At 64.6% G+C, this 16,789-nt stretch carries 20 protein-coding genes; 13 read left to right on the top strand and 7 right to left on the bottom strand.

Features of this window, described 5'->3' with window-relative positions:
* The first annotated feature begins 19 nt into the window (after window positions 1–19).
* The 6 genes from B0E41_RS17540 to B0E41_RS17565 all read left to right on the top strand — a co-directional run bounded on the left by B0E41_RS17540 (window position 20) and on the right by B0E41_RS17565 (window position 5,156).
* On the top strand, window positions 20–787 hold the full coding sequence (locus tag B0E41_RS17540) for a TlyA family RNA methyltransferase (RefSeq protein WP_077332750.1): 768 nt from the start codon (window positions 20–22) through the stop codon (window positions 785–787).
* Between the two features lie 38 nt (window positions 788–825).
* Window positions 826–1,656 (top strand): methylenetetrahydrofolate reductase [NAD(P)H], encoded by an 831-nt coding sequence (gene metF / locus B0E41_RS17545; RefSeq protein WP_077332684.1) that lies wholly within the window; start codon window positions 826–828, stop codon window positions 1,654–1,656.
* Between the two features lie 38 nt (window positions 1,657–1,694).
* A complete protein-coding gene (locus B0E41_RS27745; protein WP_077332686.1) occupies window positions 1,695–2,255 on the top strand; it encodes a septal ring lytic transglycosylase RlpA family protein in 561 nt (186 codons plus the stop codon).
* A 52-nt stretch (window positions 2,256–2,307) separates the two neighbouring features.
* Entirely contained in the window at window positions 2,308–3,585 is a 1,278-nt protein-coding gene (locus tag B0E41_RS17555) for an aminotransferase class I/II-fold pyridoxal phosphate-dependent enzyme (RefSeq protein ID WP_077332688.1), read from the top strand.
* Window positions 3,586–3,598: 13 nt separating this feature from the next.
* A complete protein-coding gene (locus B0E41_RS17560) occupies window positions 3,599–4,369 on the top strand; it encodes a lysophospholipase (RefSeq protein WP_253194970.1) in 771 nt (256 codons plus the stop codon).
* Window positions 4,370–4,559: 190 nt separating this feature from the next.
* Window positions 4,560–5,156 (top strand): OmpW family outer membrane protein, encoded by a 597-nt coding sequence (locus tag B0E41_RS17565; RefSeq protein ID WP_253194972.1) that lies wholly within the window; start codon window positions 4,560–4,562, stop codon window positions 5,154–5,156.
* A gap of 74 nt (window positions 5,157–5,230) precedes the next feature.
* Here B0E41_RS17565 and paaE read toward each other — a convergent pair whose 3' ends face one another.
* The 5 genes from paaE to paaA form a co-directional block, all read right to left on the bottom strand.
* Window positions 5,231–6,340, bottom strand: a complete 1,110-nt coding sequence (gene paaE / locus B0E41_RS17570) for a 1,2-phenylacetyl-CoA epoxidase subunit PaaE (RefSeq protein WP_077332692.1) — start codon at window positions 6,338–6,340, stop codon at window positions 5,231–5,233.
* A 2-nt stretch (window positions 6,341–6,342) separates the two neighbouring features.
* Entirely contained in the window at window positions 6,343–6,861 is a 519-nt protein-coding gene (paaD, locus tag B0E41_RS17575; protein ID WP_077332754.1) for a 1,2-phenylacetyl-CoA epoxidase subunit PaaD, read from the bottom strand.
* Window positions 6,862–6,878: 17 nt separating this feature from the next.
* Window positions 6,879–7,721 (bottom strand): 1,2-phenylacetyl-CoA epoxidase subunit PaaC, encoded by an 843-nt coding sequence (gene paaC / locus B0E41_RS17580; protein ID WP_253194974.1) that lies wholly within the window; start codon window positions 7,719–7,721, stop codon window positions 6,879–6,881.
* 89 nt (window positions 7,722–7,810) lie between these two features.
* Window positions 7,811–8,158 carry a 1,2-phenylacetyl-CoA epoxidase subunit PaaB gene (gene paaB, locus B0E41_RS17585; protein WP_077332696.1) on the bottom strand — a complete coding sequence of 116 codons (348 nt, stop codon included), beginning with the start codon at window positions 8,156–8,158 and terminating at the stop codon, window positions 7,811–7,813.
* The gene (gene paaA, locus B0E41_RS17590) at window positions 8,155–9,177 is read right to left on the bottom strand and encodes a 1,2-phenylacetyl-CoA epoxidase subunit PaaA (RefSeq protein WP_077332699.1); all 1,023 of its coding nucleotides are present in this window, start codon (window positions 9,175–9,177) and stop codon (window positions 8,155–8,157) included. The genes paaB and paaA overlap by 4 nt, the downstream gene beginning before the upstream one ends.
* Before the next feature lie 217 nt (window positions 9,178–9,394).
* Here paaA and B0E41_RS17595 point away from each other — a divergent pair, with 217 nt between their 5' ends.
* Window positions 9,395–9,871 carry a CAP domain-containing protein gene (locus B0E41_RS17595; protein WP_077332701.1) on the top strand — a complete coding sequence of 159 codons (477 nt, stop codon included), beginning with the start codon at window positions 9,395–9,397 and terminating at the stop codon, window positions 9,869–9,871.
* A gap of 127 nt (window positions 9,872–9,998) precedes the next feature.
* Here the strand turns inward: B0E41_RS17595 and rlmJ are convergent, their stop codons facing one another.
* Entirely contained in the window at window positions 9,999–10,913 is a 915-nt protein-coding gene (gene rlmJ, locus B0E41_RS17600) for a 23S rRNA (adenine(2030)-N(6))-methyltransferase RlmJ (RefSeq protein WP_077332756.1), read from the bottom strand.
* A gap of 195 nt (window positions 10,914–11,108) precedes the next feature.
* Here rlmJ and rplM point away from each other — a divergent pair, with 195 nt between their 5' ends.
* The 5 genes from rplM to erpA all read left to right on the top strand — a co-directional run bounded on the left by rplM (window position 11,109) and on the right by erpA (window position 13,653).
* Complete coding sequence (gene rplM / locus B0E41_RS17605; protein ID WP_077332703.1) at window positions 11,109–11,540, top strand: 50S ribosomal protein L13; 432 nt, start codon at window positions 11,109–11,111, stop codon at window positions 11,538–11,540.
* Window positions 11,541–11,552: 12 nt separating this feature from the next.
* Window positions 11,553–11,945, top strand: a complete 393-nt coding sequence (rpsI, locus tag B0E41_RS17610; protein WP_077332705.1) for a 30S ribosomal protein S9 — start codon at window positions 11,553–11,555, stop codon at window positions 11,943–11,945.
* Window positions 11,946–12,041: 96 nt separating this feature from the next.
* A complete protein-coding gene (locus B0E41_RS17615) occupies window positions 12,042–12,749 on the top strand; it encodes a DUF6776 family protein (RefSeq protein ID WP_077332707.1) in 708 nt (235 codons plus the stop codon).
* A gap of 23 nt (window positions 12,750–12,772) precedes the next feature.
* Window positions 12,773–13,171: a polymer-forming cytoskeletal protein gene (locus B0E41_RS17620; RefSeq protein ID WP_077332709.1), complete on the top strand. Its 399-nt coding sequence runs from the start codon at window positions 12,773–12,775 to the stop codon at window positions 13,169–13,171.
* Window positions 13,172–13,287: 116 nt separating this feature from the next.
* Window positions 13,288–13,653: an iron-sulfur cluster insertion protein ErpA gene (gene erpA, locus B0E41_RS17625; RefSeq protein WP_077332711.1), complete on the top strand. Its 366-nt coding sequence runs from the start codon at window positions 13,288–13,290 to the stop codon at window positions 13,651–13,653.
* Window positions 13,654–13,720: 67 nt separating this feature from the next.
* On the opposite strand, the gene B0E41_RS17630 is transcribed toward erpA, so the two are convergent.
* Window positions 13,721–15,082 carry a M23 family metallopeptidase gene (locus tag B0E41_RS17630; RefSeq protein ID WP_253194978.1) on the bottom strand — a complete coding sequence of 454 codons (1,362 nt, stop codon included), beginning with the start codon at window positions 15,080–15,082 and terminating at the stop codon, window positions 13,721–13,723.
* Between the two features lie 166 nt (window positions 15,083–15,248).
* Here B0E41_RS17630 and tyrS point away from each other — a divergent pair, with 166 nt between their 5' ends.
* Window positions 15,249–16,523, top strand: a complete 1,275-nt coding sequence (tyrS, locus tag B0E41_RS17635; RefSeq protein ID WP_077332713.1) for a tyrosine--tRNA ligase — start codon at window positions 15,249–15,251, stop codon at window positions 16,521–16,523.
* Window positions 16,524–16,789 lie beyond the last annotated feature (266 nt).

Genomic DNA, 16,789 nt, shown 5'->3' on the forward strand with positions numbered 1-16,789 from the left:
CTTTTTTTCCGTTCTCCCCATGCGTGCTGACCAACTTCTCGTTGAACGCGGCCTCGCCGCATCCCGCTCACAGGCCCAGCGGCTGATCGCTGCGGGTGTGCGCTGGCGTGTGCCGCCGGGCGACTGGAAAGCCGTCACCAAAAACGGCGATGAGCTGCGCGAGACGGTGGAGCTGGAGCTGCTGGACACGGCGGAGTCTCGCTTCGTGTCGCGCGGCGGGCTCAAGCTCGACGGCGCGCTCACGCACTGCGGCCTGGATGTGACCGGCCAACGCTGCCTCGACGTGGGGCAGAGCAGCGGTGGTTTCACCGACTGCCTGCTCCAGCGCGGCGCCGCGCGGGTGGTGGGCGTGGACGTGGGCCAGGGCCAGTTGCACCCGAAGCTGCGAGCCGAATCGCGTGTGGTCTGCATGGAGAAATGCAACGCCCGCGAGCTCACGGCCGAACAGCTGGTGGAGGCGGGTGGTGAAGACGCTGCCGCGCCCTTCGACCTGATCGTGGGCGACCTGTCGTTCATCTCGCAGACCCTGGTGTGGCCGGCCATCGTGCCGCTGCTGAAAGAGGGCGGCCATTTGCTGATGCTGGTGAAGCCGCAGTTCGAACTGCAGCCCGAGCACATCGGCAAGGGCGGTCTGGTGAAGGACGTCGCGAGTTATGCGCTGGTGCGCGAGCGCATCGCACAAGCCTGTGTGGACCGCGGCCTGACGCTGCGGGACTACTTTGAAAGTGCCATCACCGGCGGTGACGGCAACCGCGAATTTTTCATCTGGGCGAAACGGTCGGCTTGATGCCGCTCCGTGGGCCCGACGCTCGACAAGGAATCACCATGGCGTTGCCATTGAGTTTTGAATTCTTCCCGCCCAAGACGCCCGAGGGCACCGAGAAGCTGCGCGCCGTGCGCCAGCAGCTCTACGTGCAGAAGCCCGAGTTCTGCTCGGTCACCTACGGCGCGGGCGGCTCCACGCACCAAGGCACGTTTGACACCGTGGGCGAAATCCTGGCCGAGGGCGTGAGCGCCGCCTCGCACTTCTCGTGCATCGGTGCCACCAAGGCCAGCGTGCGCGAACAGCTCGCCACGCTCAAGGCCATGGGCGTGAAGCGCCTGGTGGCGCTGCGCGGTGATTTGCCCAGCGGCTACGGCATCGGTGGCGAGTTCCACCACGCCAGCGATCTGGTGGCCTTCATCCGCGAAGAAACCGGGCGCGACTTCCACATCGAGGTGGCGGCCTACCCGGAAATCCACCCACAGGCCAAGTCGCCTGAGGCCGACCTGCAGGCCTACGTGACCAAGATCAAGGCCGGCGCGGACTCGGCCATCACGCAGTACTTCTACAACAGCGACGCCTACTTCCGTTTCGTGGACGACGCGCACAAGCTGGGCGCCACCGCGCCGGTGGTGCCGGGCATCATGCCGATTGGAAGCTCCACGCAGCTGATGCGTTTTTCCGACGCCTGCGGCGCCGAGATCCCGCGCTGGATCCGCCTGCGCCTGCAAGGCTATGGCGACGACATCGCGTCCATCAAGGCCTTCGGCCTGGACGTGGTGACCGACCTGTGCGACCAGTTGCGCAGCGCCGGGGTGCCCGCGCTGCACTTCTACACCATGAACCAGAGCGCGGCCACGCTGGAGATCGTGAAGCGGCTGCAATTGGGGTAAGGTGCCGGGCTGTCTGAACGCGCCTGAAAGCACACGCCATGCCCATCGACCCCAGATCCCGACCCCGCCGCGGCCACGCGTTCGCGGCGTGGCTGTTGATGGCCCTGCTGGTGGGCTGCGCGGCCCCCGCTCCAGCGCCGGTGAACCCCGCGCCAGGCGCAGACCGCTCGCAGGTCGGTCAGCCCGCTGGATCACCCGAACCGATAGCGCCTTCCGCTGCCGCATCCGAGCCGTCGGGGGCGCCGACCGCGCGCGGGGATGCCACCCCCGAAACCGGAGATCGGCCCGTCACCGCGTCGGCACCCGATCAGCTGATCGCCCAAGGGCTGGCGTCGTGGTATGGGCGCAAGTTTCACGGTCGCCGCACCGCCAGCGGCGAGCGCTACGACATGCACGATTTCACGGCCGCGCACAAGACCTTGCCGTTCGGCACCCGGGTGCGCGTGCGCAGCCTGCAGACCGGCAAGGAGGTGGTCGTGCGCATCAACGACCGAGGCCCTTACCGGCACCGGCGCATCATCGATCTGAGCCAGGCCGCGATCACGGCACTGGGCGTGCGCCACCGCGGCGTGACCTCGGTGGAGTTGCTGAGAGAATGACGCCGGCTGCGCGGAATCCCTGGTGCGGCCACCCATCCAGGAGACCCGCTACATGAAAATCGAAACCATCGCCGTGCACGGCGGCTACACCCCCGACCCCACCACCAAGGCGGTGGCGGTGCCGATCTACCAGACCGTGGCCTACGCCTTCGACGACACGCAGCACGGCGCCGACCTGTTCGACCTCAAGGTCGCCGGCAACATCTACAGCCGCATCATGAACCCGACCAATGGCGTGCTCGAAGCGCGTCTGGCCGCGCTCGAAGGCGGTATCGGTGCGCTGGCCATGGCCTCGGGCATGGCAGCGATCACGGCGGCGATCCAGACCATCGCCGAGAGCGGCGACAACATCGTCTCGGCCTCCACGCTCTACGGCGGCACCTACAACCTGTTTGCCCACACCTTCCCGCAACAGGGCATCACCGTGCGCTTCGCCGACCCGCGCGACCCGGCCGCGTTCGCCGCGCTGATCGACGAGCGCACCAAGGCGGTCTATTGCGAGTCCATCGGCAACCCGCTGGGCAACGTGACCGACATCGGCGCGCTCGCTGAAGTGGCCCACGCCGCCGGCGTGCCGCTGATCGTGGACAACACCGTGACCAGCCCCTACCTGTGCCGCCCGTTCGAACACGGCGCCGACATCGTGGTGCACTCGCTCACCAAGTACCTGGGCGGCCACGGCACCACCATCGGCGGCGCCATCGTCGACAGCGGCAAGTTCCCGTGGGCGGAACACAAGGCCCGCTTCAAACGCCTGAACGAACCCGACGTGAGCTACCACGGCGTGGTCTACACCGAGGCGCTGGGCGCTGCCGCCTACATCGGGCGCGCTCGAGTGGTGCCGCTGCGCAACATGGGCGCGGCACTCTCGCCCATGAATGCCTTCCAGATCCTGCAAGGCATCGAAACCCTGGCACTGCGCATGGACCGCATCTGCGAGAACGCGGTGAAGATCGCCATGCATCTGCAGAACCACCCCCAGGTGGCCTGGGTCAACTACGCCGGCCTGCCCGACCACAAAGACCACGCGCTGGTGCAGCGGTACATGGGTGGCCGCGCTTCCGGCATCATCAGTTTCGGCCTGAAGTCGGCCGACGCGATTGCCGCCGGCGCGCGTTTCCAGGACGCGCTGCAGCTCTTCACCCGGCTGGTGAACATCGGTGACGCCAAGTCGCTGGCCTGCCATCCTGCCACCACCACGCACCGCCAGCTCAATCCCGACGAGATGAAGAAGGCCGGCGTGAGCACGGACATGGTCCGCCTGTCCATTGGCATCGAACACATCGACGACCTGCTGGCCGATCTGGACCAGTCATTGGACAAGGTGTGAGGATCAACGCCCGGTGCGCGCGCTGAAGGTGGCGTTGGTGTGGTTGTTGTCGGGTCTGGCGCTGCTGTACCTGGCGGGATGTGGTGCCATGTACACGTGGCAACGCGCCTTGCTTTACCTCCCGCAACCGGCGCGTCTGCCGGGCGAATCGCTGGCGCTGCCGGTGGAGGGTGCCACGCTGCAGGTCAGTGTGCGGTCTCGCCCCGGCGCGCCCGCCCTCCTGTACTTTGGTGGCAACGCCGAGGACGTGTCGGCCACCTTGCCGCAGCTGGCGCAGCTGTTCCCCGACCACGCGCTGTACCTGTTGCACTACCGGGGTTTCGGGCAGAGCACGGGTGAGCCCACCGAGCTGGTCTTGCACGCCGATGCGCTGGTGCTGTATGAGCACGCACGGCGCGGCCACCCTGAGATCAAGGTGGTGGGGCGCAGCCTGGGCAGTGGCGTGGCCGTTCGCCTCGCCAGCGAACGAGCGGTGGCCAGGCTGGTCTTGATCACGCCCTACGACAGCATTGAAAACGTGGCGGTCGAGCAGTTTCCGTGGTTGCCCGTGCGCTGGCTGATCCGGGACCGCTTCGACTCGGCCGCACTGGCCGGGCGCATCGGCGTGCCGACCACCTTGATCGCGGCCGAGCACGACACTCTGATCCGGCCGGAGCGCACGGCCCGGCTGCTGACGCACTTTCGGCCCGGCGTGGCGCGCCTGGTGAACATCCCGGGCACGGGGCACAACGACATCGGTGCCAGCCCGCGGTACGCGCGGGCGCTTGCCGCCGCCTTGCGCTGAGCGTCAGCGGTTCCCGGGGCGCCCGTTCGGTCCGGTCCTGATATCGATTTGATCTGGGTCAAAGCACAGCGCTGAAGCGGGCGTTCGCGGCCTCGGCGCCCCATTCCCTTGACATGACTCAACCGGCAGACCGGGGGTGGCGACTCCAATCCGTTTCGGGAATGTTCCCGTGATGAGGAAGAAGTTGATCATGTCGAAGAAGCACATCCTTGCCATCGCCACCCTGTCCGTTCTGGCCGCAGCCCCTGCGTTGGCCCAAGATTTCAAGGCCGGCGATGTGCTGGTCCGCGCCCGCGCCGTTCACCTGAACAGCGCCAACAAGGACAGCACCGGTCTGGACCTGTCCATCAACAACAAGTGGTTGCCGGAAGTGGACTTCACCTACTTCCTGAGCCCGAACCTGGCCACCGAGCTGATCCTGACCGTGCCGCAGAAGCACACCCTGTCGGCCGGCAGCGCCGAGATCGGCTCGCTCAAACACCTGCCGCCCACCTTGAGCGTCCAGTACCACTTTCCGATGGGTGCGTTCAAGCCCTATGTGGGTGCGGGCCTGAACTACACGCGCTTCAGCTCGGTGAACCTGCCGGCTGGCGTGGACATCAAGCGCAACAGCGTGGGCGCGGCGCTGCAGGCCGGTGTGGACATCCCCGTCGGCAAGGGCATGTACCTCAACATTGACGTGAAGAAGGTGTACATCGGCACCAAGGTGTCGGCCGGTGGCAGTGAGATCGGCAAGTTCAAGGTCGATCCGGTGCTGGTCGGCGTGGGCCTGGGCTGGAAGTTCTGACACCCACCCTCTTCAGCGCTTCGCAAGGCTTCCTGTCTTCCAGGCAGGAGGCCTTTTTTGTTTGAGGCGCGCGGTCAGCGCTCGTCGTAGCTGACCACGAGTGTGTCGGTGATCGGTCGCGCCTGGCAGCTCAGCACGAAGCCCTTGTCGGTTTCCCAGGGCTCCAGCGTGAAGTTCTTGTCCATCGTGACCGAGCCTTCCACCACCTTGGCGCGGCAGGTGCAGCACACGCCGCCGCGGCACGACCACGGCAGGTCCAGCCCGGCGTTGAGCGCCGCATCGAGCACCTTGTCGTCCTTGCCCATGCGCAACTGGTGCGGCTTGCCGTCGAGCACCACGGTCAGTGCCACTTCGCCGTCGGTGCGCACGGCCGGGTGGCCGAGCACGGCGGCCTGGCGCTGGTCCGTGGGCAGGGCTTCCAACGTGGGCGAAGTGAAGCGCTCGGTGTGCACGCGGTCCGGGCGCACACCGGCGTCGAGCAAGGCCTTTTCGGTCGCTTCGATCATGGACTCGGGGCCGCAGATGAAGACCTCGTCCATGCTACCCACGGGCAGCAGCGCGGCGATGATGGCGCGCACCTTGTCGCCGTCGATGCGGCCCTCGAGCAGCGGCACCTCCTGCGCCTGACGCGAAAGCACGTGGATCAGCGTGAGGCGCCCGGGGTAGCGGTCCTTCAGGTCTTGCAGGGCCTCGTTGAACATCACGCTGGCCATGCGCCGGTTGCCGTAGACCAGGGTGAATTTCGAGTCGGGCGACTCCTCCAGTGTGCTGGCCATGATGGACAGGATGGGTGTGATGCCCGAACCCGCCGCGAAGCCCACGCGGTGGATGGCGCGGGGTTTGTGGACGGTGAAGCGGCCGTCGGGCGGCATCACGCTCAACGTGTCGCCGGCCTGGAGCTCGGCCGCCGCCCAGTTGGAAAACACGCCACCCTCCACGGGGCGAATGCCCAGCGTGAGCTCGCCCTGCCGCGTGAGCAGGCTGCGCGGGCTGCTGATGGAGTAGCTGCGTCGTATGTCTTGCCCGCCGATGCTGGCGCGCAGCGTGAGGAACTGGCCCGGCTCGAAGGCGAAGGTCTCGCGCAGTGGCTCGGGGACGGCGAACGAGATGGCCACGGCGCCTGCGGCCTCGGGGCTGACGCGCGAGACGGTGAGATCGTGGAAACGGGGGAGGACTGCGTTCATGTTCAGTACGGCTTGAAGTAGTCGAAGGGTTCGAGGCAGTCCAGGCACTTGTAAAGAGCCTTGCAGGCGGTGGAGCCGAAGGGCGAGGTTTGTGTGGTGTTGTTCGAGCCGCACTGCGGGCAGGCGATGGCTTCAACCGTCACTGCCTGACGGCTGAAGCGCAACACGCCGGCGGGTGGCGTTTGCGTGCACTTCGGCGGCGCGATGCCGTAGGCGCGCAGCTTCTCGCGCGCTGGTTCGCTCATCCAGTCGGTGGTCCAGGCGGGTGAGAGCTGGGTGACCACACGGCCCTCAAAACCCATGTCTTGCAGCGCTGCGCGCACGTCGTCCTCAATCTGCCCCATGGCGGGGCAGCCGCTGTAGGTGGGTGTGATCACCACCTCGGGCTCGCCGCCGTGCCCCAGGCGGACGTCGCGCAGGATGCCCATCTCTTCGAGCGTGATGGCGGGAATTTCGGGGTCGGTCAGTCGAGACAGGGCGGCCCGGATCGCGATGATCGCGGCATCGGGCTTGTCAAGCATCGCTGCGCCCATGGGGCTCACCAGACACCCTGCGGATGCATGCGGGCCAGGCTCTGCATCTCGGCCAGCAGGAAGCCCAGGTGCTCCGAGTGCCCGCCCACGTGGCCTTGGGCCACGTAGCCCGCGTGCGGCTGGTCGTGTCGCGTGAGCGTGGCCTCGTTCAGGGTGTCGTTCACCAGCGCGTTCCAGTGCTCGCGCAGGGAGAGGATGTCCACACCGGTGCCGTTGGCGGCCGCGGTCTGCTCGGCCGGGCCGGGGCGCCAGAAGGCTTCGCAGTAGGGCAGCAGATGGTCCAGCGCGGCCTGGGCGCGGCGGTGCGATTCTTCAGTGCCGTCGCCGAAACGCACCAGCCAGTCCGACGCGTGGCGCAGGTGGTAGCGCACCTCCTTCAATGACTTGGCGGCGATGCCGGCCAGCTGCGCATCCTTCGATGTTTGCAGCTTGTCCCACACCAGCACCATGAGCGCGCTGACGAGGAAGTTGCGCGCGATGGTCACGGCGTAGTCGCGCTCGCTCACCGCGTAACCCACCAGCGGGCCGTGGTGCGGCAGCTCCATCAGCGTGTGGTTACGGAACTCGGCGGTGTCGCGGAAGTAGGCCAGCGTGTCCTCGGTGATCAGGCCGTTCTGGCGTGCGCCCTGCAAATGCGCGAAGCGCTGCGCCTCGGCCGGGTCGGTATTGATGAGGCTGGCCGCGTGCTGGTAGAGCAGCCGCGCCTGGCCGATCAGGTCCAGGCTGTTGTTGGCCAGCGCCAGGTCCTCTTCGAGGATGGGACCGTGGCCGCACCATTCGGCGTTGCGTTGTCCCAGCACCAGGGCGTTGTCGGCCAGGTGCAGTAAATATTCAACTGGAGCCCCCACGCTTCCCACTGCGTGTGGTGCGCTGCCCCCCAAGGGGGCGCTCGCTGGCTTGGGGCGGTCCTGCGCGGCGCTCGGTTCGGTTGCCGCCATCACATGTGCCCCACTTTGTCGGGGATCTCGTAAAAGCTCGGGTGCCGGTAGATCTTGTCGGCCGCCGGGTCGAAGAAGCTGTCCTTGCTGTCGGGTTCACTGGCGGTGATGGCGTTGGACGGCAGCACCCAGATGCTCACGCCTTCCTGGCGGCGGGTGTAGACGTCGCGCGCCATCTGCAGCGCGTGCTGCGCGTCGCTGGCGTGCAGGCTGCCGCAGTGTTTGTGCTCCAGGCCCTGCTTGCTGCGCACGAACACTTCCCAGAGCGGCCATTCTTTCAGTGCGGCTGTCGATGCGGGCGCTCCCTCTCCCTTGGGGAGAGGGTTGGGGAGAGGGCTTTGGTTCATGCGGCCTCCTTCAGGTTGCGGGCGTGCTGTTTGGCAGCGTGGGCCATGGCGGCTTCGCGCACCCAGGCACCTTGTTCGTGGGCTTTGACGCGGGTCGCGAGGCGCTCTTTATTGCACGGGCCGTTGCCGTTGACCACAGCCCAGAACTCGTCCCAGTCGATCTGCCCGTAGTCCCAGTGGCCACGCGCTTCGTTCCACTTCAGTTCCGGGTCGGGCAGGGTCACACCCAGCACCTCGGCCTGTGGCACGGTGGCGTCGACGAACTTCTGGCGCAGATCGTCGTTGCTGATGCGCTTGATGCCCCAACGCATGCCCTGCAAGCTGTTCGGGCTGTCGGCGTCGGGAGGGCCAAACATGGCCAGGCACTTCCACCAGTAGCGGTTGACGGCGTCCTGCACCATGGCCTTCTGCTCGGCCGTGCCCTGCATCATCACCAGCAAGGCCTCGTAGCCCTGGCGCTGGTGGAAGCTCTCTTCCTTGCAGACGCGGATCATGGCGCGGGCGTAGGGGCCGTAGCTGCAGCGGCAGAGCGGGATCTGGTTCATGATGGCCGCGCCGTCCACCAGCCAGCCGATCACGCCCACGTCGGCCCAGTTGAGCGTGGGGTAGTTAAAGATGGAGCTGTACTTGGCCTTGCCGCTGTGCAGACCTTCGAGCATCTGGTCGCGGCTGGTGCCCAGGGTCTCGGCGGCGCTGTACAGGTAGAGCCCGTGGCCGCCTTCGTCCTGCACCTTGGCGATCAGGATCGCCTTGCGTTTCAGGCTGGGTGCGCGGCTGATCCAGTTGCCCTCGGGCAGCATGCCGACGATTTCGCTGTGCGCGTGCTGGCTGATCTGGCGCACCAGGGTCTTGCGGTAGCCGTCGGGCATCCAGTCACGCGGTTCGATCTTGCCGTCGGCGTCGATCACGGCGTCGAAATGGGCCTGCAAGGCCGTGTCTTCCGCGTTGGCCGATGCCGCAACGGCCCTCAGCCCTGGCTTGCTTTCGCTGTCGGCGACTGAAAACGATTGGGTGTACATGCACGTCTCCTGACCCGGGAACCGGTTGCCTGATGGGGTGAAACGGCAGTATATGCAATTAACCGACCAATCGGTTGGTTAATTGGGTGGGCCACGATCAGGGTTTATCCGGGCCCGGTGTCTTTACAGTGGCGCCATGTCCTTCACCACGGTTCGCCCCAGTTTTCGATCCTTTCCATGGAGGGCCGTCTGCCTCGCAGCTGCCACCGCGGGAGCCATGTCGTGGGCCTCCTTTGCGTCCGGTGAGCCGCTGGACCGTCAGACCAGCTGTGGATTGCCCGGTTTTCGTGCGGCGCTGGAGGCGCGGATCAATGCCGCCCGGGCCCAGCCACGGATGTGCGGGTCCAGGGCCATGCCCGCTGTGCCTCCGCTGAACTGGGACCCGCGACTGTTCAATGCTGCCGCCCGGCACGCGCGGGACATGGCCACGCGCAACTACTTTTCCCACACCGGCCTGGATGGGCGGGTGCTGGCCCAGCGGGTGTCCGCTGAGGGCTATGCATGGACCTCGGTGGGTGAAAACCTGGCTGCGGGCGAACCCTCGGTGGAGGGGGTGCTCGCCGGATGGCTGTCCAGCCCAGGGCACTGCAGCAACCTGATGAGCCGCGACTTTGTCGAGTTCGGCGTCAGCTGCGTGCTGCAGCCCTCAGATCGAGCTGTTCCCTACTGGGCCCTGGTGCTGGCACGGCCCTGATACGGCGTTGCCTTCAAACGTATAACTTCGTTGCTTCGCCTTGCCGTGCTGTAGCACTGTCTGCGGCTTCGCGCCTTGTTCTACGCTTGAATGCAAAGCCGTATGAGGGGCAGAGCCGGTGCAGCGGTCAGCCACCTGTGTCGAGCGATTGCGCCTTGCCCCGGCCGCGCCCGAGGTGGGTCAGCAGCTGAGGCAGTGCGGCCTGCAGTGCCGCCTTGAGCGTGTGGGGCGGGTTGATGACAAACATGCCGCTGGCGGTCAGGCCGGGCCGGTCGTCCGGGCCGTCCGTGGGGTCTTGACCGATGGCCAGGGTGGCGTTCAGCCACGGCCGTTGGGCCTGATTGGCCAGCGTCTTGAGGCGCCGGGGCAGGTCGTGGGCTTCTGGGCGTGGAATGATCGGGTACCAGACTAGGTAGGTACCGGTCGGGAAGCGGCGCATGATCTCCTGTATGCAGGCGCTCACTTTGCCGTAATCACTTTTGATTTCGTAGCTGGGGTCGATCAGGACGGCCGCACGCTTGGAGCCGGTGGCAGATGGCGGCGGCGGCAGCAGCGGCTTGACGCCCTCAAAACCGTCTTGCAACGCCACCGCGATCTGCCGGCCCGCTTCGAGTTGGCCGATGTTGGCTGTGAGCGTGCGGCTGTCGGTTGGGTGCAACTCAAACAACTTGAGCTTGTCGCGCGACTCGGTGCGCAGCAGCGAATGCAGCACAAAGGGCGAGCCGGGGTAGACACGCAGCAGGCCCGAGGGGTTGAAGCTGGTGATCAGGTCCAGGTAGTCGTTGATCACTGGTGCGGCGGGCACAGGCGCTGTACCCGCTGGGCGCAAGGCGGCCATCAGCTTGACCACGCCGTCTTTGGCTTCTCCGCCGGTTTCCGTGTAGTCACCGTCCAAGCGGTACAACCCCGCGCCAGCGTGCGTGTCGATGAGGGTGATGCCCGCCTCCTTCTGCATCAAATGGCGCAAGGTGGCGATCAAGGTGATGTGCTTGAGCACATCGGCGTGGTTGCCCGCGTGGAAGGCGTGTCGGTAACTGAACATGCCTGAATGGTAGCGCCGGCCCAGCATGACAGGGGCAGAACTTGCCACGCCGCGCCTAAAAATCGTACAATCAAAGGCTTCGCAGCGATTCAGTGGCTCCGCGACGAAGATCAAACCCCACCTAAGAGTCTTCCATCAGAGAAGAGCCGACCGTGGAAAAGAGCCCGCCAAACCCCCTCTTTCAAGAGAAAACTCATGACTACTACGTTCAGCGCCAAGCCAGCTGACGTGAAGCACGAGTGGTTTGTGATTGACGCGACCGACAAGGTCCTCGGACGAGTTGCCAGTGAAGTGGCTCTCCGTTTGCGCGGCAAACACAAGGCCATTTACACGCCTCACGTCGATACCGGTGACTTCATCGTCATCATCAACGCAGCGAAAATCCGCGTCACGGGCACCAAGTCCACCGACAAGATTTACTACCGCCACTCGGGTTACCCGGGCGGCATTTACGCCACCAACTTCCGCGACATGCAGGCCAAGCACCCCGGCCGCGCGCTCGAGAAGGCCGTCAAGGGCATGCTGCCCAAGGGTCCTCTGGGTTACGCCATGATCAAGAAGCTCAAGGTGTACGGCGGTGCCGAGCATCCCCACACCGCCCAACAGCCGCAAGTGCTGGACATCTAAAGGAGCCTCAAGATGATTGGTGAATGGAACAATGGCACCGGCCGTCGCAAATCCAGCGTCGCCCGTGTGTTTCTGAAAAAAGGCTCCGGCCAGATCGTGGTCAATGGCAAGGACATCCAGGCCTACTTCGGCCGCGAGACCTCCATCATGATCTGCAAGCAACCCCTGCTGCTGACCAACCACGCCGAAACCTTCGACGTGATGGTCAACGTGCACGGTGGTGGCGAATCCGGCCAGGCCGGTGCCGTGCGCCACGGCATCACCCGCGCCCTGATCGACTACGACGCCACGCTCAAGTCGGGTCTGTCGCAAGCCGGTTTCGTGACCCGCGATGCCCGCGAAGTTGAGCGTAAAAAGGTCGGTCTGCGTTCCGCACGCCGCGCCAAGCAGTTCAGTAAGCGCTAAACAGCGACTGGTCTCTGCCGCAGAAACCGCCTTCAAGCTTGTCTTGGGGCGGTTTTTGCTTTCTATGGCCTGTTTTTTTGTTGAGAGGGGTGGCTCATGAGGTTGCGCCTGATGCGCAGAAGAATGACGGTCAGCGCGCCGCGCATGGCCATCCGCAGCGCCACGCCCTGGCCGCTTCGCTGGTTGCTCGCGGCTGTTGTGCTGGGTTTTTCGGGTGCACTGGCGCTGTGGGCCTTTGAGTTCGGCAAAGACATTGCCGGGCTGGACCGCAATGCCACGCAGGAGCTGGCGCAATTGCGCAGCGAGGTGCAGGCGCTGCGCACCGACCTGGGCAGGGCGCAATCGATCGTCAACACGTCGGAAAGCCTTTTGACCGCCGAGAAGGCCGTGCAGACGCAGCTGATGATGCAGATCGGACAGCTGCAGACCGACAACCAGACACTGCGCAGCGACCTGGGCTTTTTCGAACGCCTGATTCCCGGCACTGGAGGCGATGCCCTGAGTATTCGAGGCTTGCAGATCGAGCGTGTGGCCGAGGCACAGCTCAAGTGGCAGGTTTTGATGATGCAGGCGGAGAAAAATGCCCCCGAATTCAAAGGACAACTGGAAGTCAGTTTCACTGGCACGCTGGATGGTCGGCCGTGGACGGCGTTGCAGGCGCCAGCGCCTCAATCGGTGCTGATCAAAGGCTATTTACGCCAGGAAGGCCTTGTGGACGTTCCGCCACAGGCCGTGGTAAAAACCGTGACCGCAAAAATCCTGCAGGGTGGAGCCGTGAAGGTTCTGCACACCATCAAACTCTGACCGCCGTCGTTCTGGAGATCCCCATGTTTGGCAAGAAAAAACAACCGCCCATCAAAAGCCTGATCGCTCAGGGAACCCGCATTGAGGGCAATGTGGTGTTTCACGATGGACTTCGGGTGGATGGCGAAGTGGTCGGGGACATCCGTGCGAGCGACGAGCAGTCCAGCATTCTGGTGATCAGCGAGTCGGCCAGCGTGAGTGGGCAGATACACGCCGACCACGTCATCATCAATGGCACCGTCAAGGGTCCCGTGTTGGCCTTCGACCTGCTGGAACTGCAGCCCAAGGCACGCATCGAGGGCGATGTGTCTTACAAAGCGCTGGAAATGCACCAAGGCGCCACGATCTCTGGCCAGCTCAAGCCCATGACGGGGGGCGTCGAGGACAAACCCACACTGAAGCTGGCGGCAAACAACGGTTGAACGCAATCCCGAGCGTTTTGCTATAGCATTGCATTTCGTCGTGAGTGAAGGGCACTCACAGCACCCCCTTTCGGAGTTGGGTCAAAGTCCGATTCCCCCACCATTCAAGGACACGCATGAGCGCCGTCGCCGACAACATCCAGACCGACATGCCAGCGCCGCTGGTCTTCACCGACAGCGCTGCAGCCAAAGTGGCTGAGCTGGTGGCCGAAGAAGGCAATCCCGACCTGAAACTGCGCGTGTTCGTGCAAGGTGGCGGCTGCTCGGGTTTCCAGTATGGCTTCACATTTGACGAAGTGGTCAACGAAGACGACACGACGATGACCAAGAACGGCGTGTCGCTGCTGATCGACGCGATGAGCTACCAGTACCTGGTGGGCGCCGAGATTGACTACAAGGAAGACTTGGAAGGCGCCCAGTTCGTGATCAAAAACCCGAACGCTTCCACCACCTGTGGATGTGGATCCAGCTTCAGCGTCTGAGCGATCACTGAACCCAAAAAAAGGAGCGCCATGCGCTCCTTTTTTTATGCCCTACGCAAAAGGGTTGTCATTCCGCGTTGGCTTGCAACAAGGTGGCGGCGGCGTTGAGGCTCAACCGCTGCTGCTGGGCAACGGCTTCAAAACGGGCACGGAAGGCCTGATCGATCGGGATGTTCTCGCTCTGACGTGCGATCTCCAGCGGATCCTGGTGAACGCCGTTGTCACGGAATTCGAAGTGCAGGTGCGGACCAGTGGACGCGCCGGTGGAGCCAACGGCACCCAGGAAGTCGCCTTGAGCGACCTTTTGGCCTGTGCGCACATCGATGCGGCTCAAGTGGGCAAAAAGCGTGGACTTGTTGTCCTTGTGGGTGACTTCGATGACGTTGCCGTAGCCGCGCTGCACGCCCGCAAACGTCACCACGCCGTCGCCGATGGTGCGAACCGGGGTGCCGGTGGGGGCGGCGTAGTCGATGCCCAGATGGGCCTTCTGTTTGCCAGAGATCGGGTGAAAGCGCATGCCGTAGCCGCTGCTCACACGCGAAAATTCCAGCGGCGAACTCAAAAATGACTTACGCGAACTCTCGCCATCGAAGCCGTAATACGCACCTTTATGTCCGGGTTCCTCGAACCACACCGCTTCGTGCGCGTGCCCGTTGTTGATGAACTCGGCGCTCAACACACGGCCCGCGCGCAGCGCCTCCCCGTCGGCCTCCAGGGTTTCGTACACCACGCTGAAGCGATCGCCTTGACGCAGATCGCGGCGGAAATCGATGTCGCTGGCGAACATTTCCGCCAGTTGCACCGCCACGCTGTCGGGAAGATTGGCGGCATCAGTAGCCGCGAACAGCGAACTGTTGATCACGCCGCTGGCCATGCGCATCTGAGCGGTCAGTTCGCCGCTTTCAATGCGGACCTGGAGTCCCTGCGGACCACTTTCGATCACCAGACGTTGAAACACGCGGCCGTCGTCCGGCAGCCAGCGTGCGCTTAGGCGCTGCAGTGCCTGCCGGTCGTTGGTTTCGACGGTGACCAGCTTGCCGGTCCGGCCTTCAAACAGCTGACGGGCCTGGGGATCGCTGTTCAGCAGGGCCAGGGCGGCGGGGTCCAGCACGCCTAGGCGTTGCAACAGGGTCTGGGCGGTGTCGTCGCGGCGCACGGTGTCGCTGCGGTACAGCGTCAATGGCACTGAGCCCACGCTCAGGTCGGCGAAAGGCTGCACCGACAGTTCTTCAACAATCTGTTGCACCGGCATCAAGGCAGCATCGGGCGCGAGCGGCGCGATGCCGAAGGCGGTCACACCGGTGCCCAGCAGCAGCATGCCGATCCCGACCATGATGCGTCGTGGATGGCGGGCCAGGCTGTCGATCAGCGGGTGGGTGGAGGACCGTGCCAAGCGGGGCAGCTTGTCCGTGCGGGAAGAAAAATTCAAGATCGATGTCCGGCTGAAGGGGTGGTGGCGCCACCCGTCGACAAGGGGTGTTCTGATCGCGTCAGCCGAGCCATCGACGTTGGCCTCAACTCGCCCACTAAAATCCGGGCTCGCGAAACCCAAAAGTATAGCCACATCACCCCTCGTCGCATCTGAAAAAACCCTTATGAATCACAGCGAAATCGATACCAAAGGTGTTCAAAACCAGGCCGACGGCGGTGACGGTCTGACAGACGGCGTGCGCGAGGCATTGGCGGTGACCTTGCGGGGGTGTGAAGAGCTGATTCCTCAGGACGACTGGGCGAAAAAGCTGACGCGGTCCGAAAAAACCGGCGTGCCGTTGCGCATCAAGCTCGGCCTGGACCCGACCGCACCGGACATTCACATCGGCCACACGGTGGTGCTCAACAAGATGCGCCAGCTGCAGGATCTGGGGCACCAGGTGATTTTTTTGATCGGCGACTTCACCAGCCTGATCGGCGACCCCTCTGGCCGCAACAACACGCGCCCGCCTTTGACCAGCGAGCAGATCAAAGCCAACGCGGAGACCTACTACAAGCAGGCCAGCCTGGTGCTGGACCCGGCGAAGACCGAGATCCGCTACAACAGCGAATGGAGCCTGCCGCTGGGCTCGATGGGCATGATCCAGCTCGCCGCCAAGTACACCGTGGCGCGCATGATGGAGCGCAACGACTTCCACGACCGCTTCAAGGCCGGCACGCCGATCTCGGTGCACGAGTTCCTCTACCCGCTGATGCAGGGCTACGACTCGGTGGCGCTCAAGAGCGACCTGGAACTGGGCGGCACCGACCAGAAATTCAACCTGTTGATGGGCCGCCACCTGCAGCAGGAATACGGCCAGGAGCCGCAGTGCATCCTGACCATGCCGCTGCTCGAAGGCCTGGACGGCATCGACAAGATGTCCAAGTCCAAGAACAACTACATCGGCATCACCGAAGAACCCAACAGCATGTTCGCCAAGGTGCTGTCGATCAGCGACACGCTGATGTGGCGCTGGTTCACGCTGCTGTCGTTCAAGTCGCTGGCTGAGATCGAGGCGTTGAAGAAAGAGGTTGAGGGCGGCCGCAACCCCAAGGACGCGAAGGTGATGCTGGCCAAGGAAATCACCACGCGATTCCACCGTGCGGCCGCTGCTGACGCGGCCGAGCAGGACTTCATCAACCGCAGCAAGGGCGGCGTGCCGGACGAAATTCCCGAGGTGTCGCTTTCATTGGCCGATGGGGGCGTGCCCATGGGCATTGCGGCATTGCTCAACGCGGCGGGGCTGGTGGCGTCCAACGGCGAGGGCAACCGGTTGATCGACGGCGGCGGCGTGCGCATTGACTCGGCCGTGGTCAGCGACAAGGGACTGAAACTGGGTGCAGGTGTGTATGTGGTGCAGGTCGGCAAACGGAAGTTTGCTCGCGTCACGCTTTCATAAACCCGCACCTCGCGGGATTGGGGCGCCAGCGCGCTCTGTTCCGTTCGTGTCCCCCGGACCGGCTGCGCCGGTCCTCCTCCTTTACCTCACTGCACAGAACGCACTGCCACCCCGATCCGAGGTGATGTGGGAGCTCATCCGTGGGTGCGCCCACTCGTGCGCGGTTGGAAGGGACGGGGTAGCTGGCGCAGCGAAGTAAAGGAGGAGGGGCCGCGCAGCGGCCCCGGGGGACATGAGCGGAGTCGGCTATCCCGTCCCTTCCAACC

Source organism: Hydrogenophaga sp. A37 (genome assembly GCF_002001205.1).
GTDB lineage: Bacteria > Pseudomonadota > Gammaproteobacteria > Burkholderiales > Burkholderiaceae_C > Hydrogenophaga.

Bases quoted from the DNA above. Each gene is read 5' to 3' on its own strand.
- B0E41_RS17615 (WP_077332707.1), top strand. From the start codon at position 12,042: ATGAGGTTGCGCCTGATGCGCAGAAGAATGACGGTCAGCGCGCCGCGC.
- paaD (WP_077332754.1), bottom strand. From the start codon at position 6,861: ATGCTTGACAAGCCCGATGCCGCGATCATCGCGATCCGGGCCGCCCTG.
- rlmJ (WP_077332756.1), bottom strand. From the start codon at position 10,913: ATGTTCAGTTACCGACACGCCTTCCACGCGGGCAACCACGCCGATGTG.
- B0E41_RS17555 (WP_077332688.1), top strand. From the start codon at position 2,308: ATGAAAATCGAAACCATCGCCGTGCACGGCGGCTACACCCCCGACCCC.
- rpsI (WP_077332705.1), top strand. From the start codon at position 11,553: ATGATTGGTGAATGGAACAATGGCACCGGCCGTCGCAAATCCAGCGTC.
- B0E41_RS17620 (WP_077332709.1), top strand. From the start codon at position 12,773: ATGTTTGGCAAGAAAAAACAACCGCCCATCAAAAGCCTGATCGCTCAG.
- B0E41_RS17540 (WP_077332750.1), top strand. From the start codon at position 20: ATGCGTGCTGACCAACTTCTCGTTGAACGCGGCCTCGCCGCATCCCGC.
- tyrS (WP_077332713.1), top strand. From the start codon at position 15,249: ATGAATCACAGCGAAATCGATACCAAAGGTGTTCAAAACCAGGCCGAC.
- rplM (WP_077332703.1), top strand. From the start codon at position 11,109: ATGACTACTACGTTCAGCGCCAAGCCAGCTGACGTGAAGCACGAGTGG.
- B0E41_RS17595 (WP_077332701.1), top strand. From the start codon at position 9,395: ATGTCGTGGGCCTCCTTTGCGTCCGGTGAGCCGCTGGACCGTCAGACC.
- B0E41_RS17565 (WP_253194972.1), top strand. From the start codon at position 4,560: ATGTCGAAGAAGCACATCCTTGCCATCGCCACCCTGTCCGTTCTGGCC.
- B0E41_RS27745 (WP_077332686.1), top strand. From the start codon at position 1,695: ATGCCCATCGACCCCAGATCCCGACCCCGCCGCGGCCACGCGTTCGCG.
- erpA (WP_077332711.1), top strand. From the start codon at position 13,288: ATGAGCGCCGTCGCCGACAACATCCAGACCGACATGCCAGCGCCGCTG.
- paaB (WP_077332696.1), bottom strand. From the start codon at position 8,158: ATGAACCAAAGCCCTCTCCCCAACCCTCTCCCCAAGGGAGAGGGAGCG.
- paaA (WP_077332699.1), bottom strand. From the start codon at position 9,177: ATGTACACCCAATCGTTTTCAGTCGCCGACAGCGAAAGCAAGCCAGGG.
- metF (WP_077332684.1), top strand. From the start codon at position 826: ATGGCGTTGCCATTGAGTTTTGAATTCTTCCCGCCCAAGACGCCCGAG.
- paaE (WP_077332692.1), bottom strand. From the start codon at position 6,340: ATGAACGCAGTCCTCCCCCGTTTCCACGATCTCACCGTCTCGCGCGTC.